Origin of the sequence: Pedobacter agri PB92, from assembly GCF_000258495.1 — a bacterium.
Lineage (GTDB): Bacteria > Bacteroidota > Bacteroidia > Sphingobacteriales > Sphingobacteriaceae > Pedobacter > Pedobacter agri.
The window spans coordinates 1-4,450 of record NZ_AJLG01000273.1 but is presented as its reverse complement, the minus strand read 5'-3'; the positions used below and the strand labels follow the sequence as shown (position 1 = coordinate 4,450).

Sequence of the window (4,450 nt, the reverse complement as noted above, 5' to 3'; positions counted from 1 at the left end):
ACGTACACACTATGGTTTATTGCGATCTATCTACTTACCTCCCACAAGAAAGGAGTATCTTCACATCAGTTAGCAAGAGATTTAAAAGTAACACAGAAAACAGCATGGTTCATGCTACAAAGATTGCGTACAGCATTGGGAAATGGAAGCTTTGAAATGCTTGGTGGTGAGAATATAGTTGAAGTTGATGAATCATTCGTAGGTGGTAGAAACAAGAATCGCCATGCAAAGAAGAAAGTTAAAAATTCACAAGGCAGAAGCTGTATTGATAAACGCCAGTGCTTGGAATGATTGAAAGAGGTGGTTTGTTAGTGGCAAAAGTAATGAAAGATACTTCCGCATCTGAAATTGAGCCAATTGTTAATAACACAATTAAACCAAACTCAACTGTTAGGACTGACGAATGGCAAGTCATAGCTTCTAACTTTTTTAAACTATTTTCTATAACAAAGCTAAATACAAATGATCTTTACAAAATGAAATAAGGAGCTATGAAATCCCTATTTTAATTCAATGTTGATAGAAAACTTGAATTTGATTTTGTTGGTAATCCACTAATAATTTTGTTAGGATATTTGCAATGAGAATTGTCATTGTGATTTTGCATACTGCTTAATTTAAGCCTCCGTCAAAGGCCGAATTTCAAATATAAGCAAAAGGCGGATGACTAGAAAATAATTAAATTAACCGAATAAACACAGATTATCTAGCTAAGGGTAATTTGCTATATTGTCGCCTAATATTTATTTGAGAATCGTGGTAGAAGTAATTTTGCCACGCTTTTTTACTTAAGATTTAATTTTTAAACGCTAAATCGCAATACCAGCTAAAATATTGATTATTAACTTAATAAATTAAAAATAATTTCTCAACGCCGAACTTTTTTATTATCTTGACGACAGTTAATAGTAATTAAATCAGATCTTTATGAAAAATATCTTGTTTTTCTTAGTTTCCTGTCTGATATCCGCTACTGCATTACTAATATCTGGTAAAATCGCCGACTTTGAGTTAGGAATTAGCACAGTAATCTGTGTTTGGACAATTTTCGCGTGGAGTATCATTAATAAAATGGGCCAGGGCAATAACAGTCGGGGCTGAGTTAAAAAGTGAATGAACAGTAGAAGTATATCCTCATAATTTATTGCAGTTATTCAAGAATGCTGAAGGAAATGTTATGCGTATTGTTAGTGCAATAAAAATAATCAATTTCGAAATATTCACTAACCTTTAATTGTAGTTTTAAGATTAGTGAATATTAAACCTGGTAATTAATCTTCAGGATTCCCCGCGGCATTACCGGCTAAGTCACCAGATACGTCTTCATCATCATCCGTTTCGCCTGTTAATCCCTCCTGCACGTCATTATCCTCATCTTTGTCTTGCAGATAGCCGTCGTCATTTTGTTGATCTTCCTGATCATTCCAATCTTTTTTGTCTTTTGGGTCCATATTCATAAGTTTTGGTATTAAGTTATAGTGAAATTACAACCGTGGTAATGCTCACTAAGTTTTGCTCTTCTCAGCTTATCCCCCTATTTGCTTTAAGACAGCAATAAAAACAAATGTTTTAAATTATCTACAACACAGTGCTTTAACTTATTCATCTTTGTTGTGTTTAACATAGCTTATCAAAAATCTTATGGCTTGGCATTTGCGTTTATTACTTTAAATGACGGTTAAATCCGGAAACAGAAGAAGCTGAAAATCTATAACAGAGTAGGCAACATTTAAAACTTGATATTATGAAAATGCAAGAATTGAATTTAAACGAAATGAAAGAAATTAACGGTGGTGGAATTTTTGGTAACAATGATTCTGCAAGTTCTGGTGGTTTAGGAGGTGCTTTAAGCATTGGTAACTTGTTATCATTCTCTAATTCTACTCAGGATGGAGATGAATCTAGTAGTACGTCGTTCTCTTTAGGTAACAATATCGGCGGCAGCCTTGCTGGCGTATTCGATAGCCTAAAATCTTAATTGAAAAATTAAGTAAATAAAAAGGCTGGTTCTTTAAATGAGCCAGCCTTTTTTATTTTAAGTACTGTAGTTGCTTGTGTTAGCACCGCAAGGAAAAACTAACACGTAACCTCGATGAAAAGCCAATCATATGAGGGGAAGTCATTAATACAACATGAAAATTATCTGATGTTTATCTTTTCGGAAAAAAAATTGGAAACGATAAAAATCAGATTTTCAAATAGCTGCAGTAAAATATGTTTATAACTAATTACCTGTTGATAAAACTCAGTAAACAAAACCAGCCATGAATTTATTTACATGTAAATTAAAATAGAAACTATGCAAAAGACCACTACTCAAATTAGCGAGGATCTTCAAAAATTCATCGATAAATTTCAGCCTAGCAAGTTTAAATTATTAACCAGAGGCATTGAAATAAGGGGAAATAACGACCTTCATAGAAGCATCACCGCAGCCCGGGAGCTTATTGAAAAAATGAAATTAAAATTAACCGTTGAACATTCTGCAGAGATGGCCATGTATGGAGGCTTTGAAGTAGTTCACGCTGCTTAATATCACATTAAAGAAGTGCTAACTATTAGCGCTTCTTTTATATACATCCTAAGTAAATACTATCCTTATTTCGTCTGATCAAATCGTTTTCAGCAGACATCTCTCCTACTTAATCTTATTGTCATTCAATACCTTTCTCTGCTATTAACATTAGCTTTTATTAATCCTATTCTTCGACATTCGTTTTTGAATGCGTTATAAATACGTACGCATCGGGGCGCACTACGCGATTATCCAAATTTCTAAACAATGGTAATTAATGTGGGTTCTTTGGATACAAATTACCATAATATTTTATTTCAATATGATTGACATCTTAAAATATCGTCAACTCTCGGATGAAATTTTTGATGTAGAACAAACGGGAACGAATGAGCTAACAATCATATTTCGAAGTGATGCTGACGTAAAAGCATTAATTAAAAGAGCAAATGCATTAGCTATGCACAAGCCTGATGATGGAACGCTTTCTATCGTATTTACTTACGATAACGGAAGAACGATAGAAGTTGATTAATTGTCTTTTATCGAAAATCCTAAACCTGATTGCAATATTATTTGGTAAACCGATATCAAAAACTATCCCTTGTTAATATGAGTAAAAAAAAAGAATATGATTATTTGATTGTGGGTAGCGGACTTTTTGGCTGTGTATTCGCTCATGAAGCGATGAAGCTGGGCAAAAAATGTTTAATCATTGATAAACGAAATCATGTTGGCGGTAACGTTTATTGTGAAAAAACAGAAGATATCAATGTTCATAAATACGGTGCCCATATTTTTCATACCAACGATAAGGTAATTTGGGATTATGTGAACTCATTCGTAGAATTTAACAGGTACACCAATAGTCCGATGGCAAATTATAAAGGACAATTGTTTAACCTTCCCTTTAACATGAATACTTTCTATCAACTGTGGGGAGTAAAAACACCTCAGGAAGCCAAAAATAAGATTAAATCTCAAATTGATCAGGCGCTAATCACAACGCCAGCCAACCTGCAGGAACAAGCGATTTCATTAGTGGGTAGTGATATTTACGAAAAACTAATTAAAGGTTACACAGAAAAACAGTGGGGCCGATCGGCGATTGATTTGCCGGCCTTTATTATTAAAAGATTACCCGTTCGCTTTACTTACGACAACAATTATTTCAACGATAAATATCAAGGCATCCCCATTGGAGGTTATAACAAACTCATAGATGGCCTTTTAGGTAATTGTGAAGTACGATTGGAAACTGATTATTTTAATAACAGACAGCAGTGGAATGACAGGGCTGAGCATACGGTATTTACCGGAAATATCGATCAGTTTTATGATTACAAATTTGGTAAACTGGAATACAGAAGCTTAAGATTTGAACATGAAATAATTGATGAAGAAAACCATCAGGGAAATGCCGTAATAAACTACACTGAGCGAGATATTCCTTATACCAGGATTATCGAGCATAAACATTTTGAATTTGGCACCCAGCCGAAAACGATTATTACGAAAGAATTTCCTGAAGACTGGACACCAGACAAGGAAGCTTACTATCCGATAAACGACAAAAACAATAGCGAAATTTTTGAGAAATATAAAACGCTGAGTAAAAGTGAGCAGCATGTTATCTTCGGCGGCAGGCTTGCCAATTACCAATATTACGATATGCATCAGGTTATCGGCGCTGCACTTAAAACAGTTTCCACTCATTTTGCATCTCTAAATGCTATCCCTAACCCAATATCATAAATATGAATATCCAAAAACCCCTTTTTCCCAAAAACCTTTTATGTTTTTCGCACCTTCGCTGGGATTTCGTTTTCCAACGTCCACAGCATTTAATGAGCCGTTTTGCTGCTGAAATGAATGTTTTTATTCTGGAAGAGCCCATTTTTGAAAATCTAGAAACTGGTTATCTAGTGTGTACGT

General features: G+C 34.3%; 7 protein-coding genes. 6 read left to right on the top strand and 1 reads right to left on the bottom strand.

The genetic code is table 11. The annotated features are described in order from the left end of the window. Together ON09_RS24595 and ON09_RS24590 are read left to right on the top strand one after the other, a co-directional pair. The coding region (locus ON09_RS24595; protein WP_010603389.1) for an IS1595 family transposase at nt 1–291 on the top strand (291 nt) is incomplete at its 5' end. Continuing rightward, the gene (locus ON09_RS24590; RefSeq protein WP_010603388.1) at nt 288–485 is read left to right on the top strand and encodes a transposase; all 198 of its coding nucleotides are present in this window, start codon (nt 288–290) and stop codon (nt 483–485) included. The genes ON09_RS24595 and ON09_RS24590, both read left to right, overlap by 4 nt. Before the next feature lie 786 nt (nt 486–1,271). Here ON09_RS24590 and ON09_RS22825 read toward each other — a convergent pair. After that, on the bottom strand, nt 1,272–1,451 hold the full coding sequence (locus ON09_RS22825; RefSeq protein ID WP_029204579.1) for a hypothetical protein: 180 nt from the start codon (nt 1,449–1,451) through the stop codon (nt 1,272–1,274). 293 nt (nt 1,452–1,744) lie between these two features. Here ON09_RS22825 and ON09_RS22820 point away from each other — a divergent pair, with 293 nt between their 5' ends. The 4 genes from ON09_RS22820 to glf all read left to right on the top strand — a co-directional run bounded on the left by ON09_RS22820 (nt 1,745) and on the right by glf (nt 4,270). Beyond that, nucleotides 1,745–1,978: a hypothetical protein gene (locus ON09_RS22820; RefSeq protein ID WP_010603387.1), complete on the top strand. Its 234-nt coding sequence runs from the start codon at nt 1,745–1,747 to the stop codon at nt 1,976–1,978. Nucleotides 1,979–2,299: 321 nt separating this feature from the next. Next, nucleotides 2,300–2,533, top strand: a complete 234-nt coding sequence (locus ON09_RS22815; protein ID WP_010603386.1) for a hypothetical protein — start codon at nt 2,300–2,302, stop codon at nt 2,531–2,533. 304 nt (nt 2,534–2,837) lie between these two features. Continuing rightward, nucleotides 2,838–3,050 (top strand): hypothetical protein, encoded by a 213-nt coding sequence (locus tag ON09_RS22810; protein ID WP_029204578.1) that lies wholly within the window; start codon nt 2,838–2,840, stop codon nt 3,048–3,050. Nucleotides 3,051–3,127: 77 nt separating this feature from the next. Continuing rightward, complete coding sequence (gene glf / locus ON09_RS22805; RefSeq protein ID WP_010603384.1) at nt 3,128–4,270, top strand: UDP-galactopyranose mutase; 1,143 nt, start codon at nt 3,128–3,130, stop codon at nt 4,268–4,270. Nucleotides 4,271–4,450: the final 180 nt, after the last annotated feature.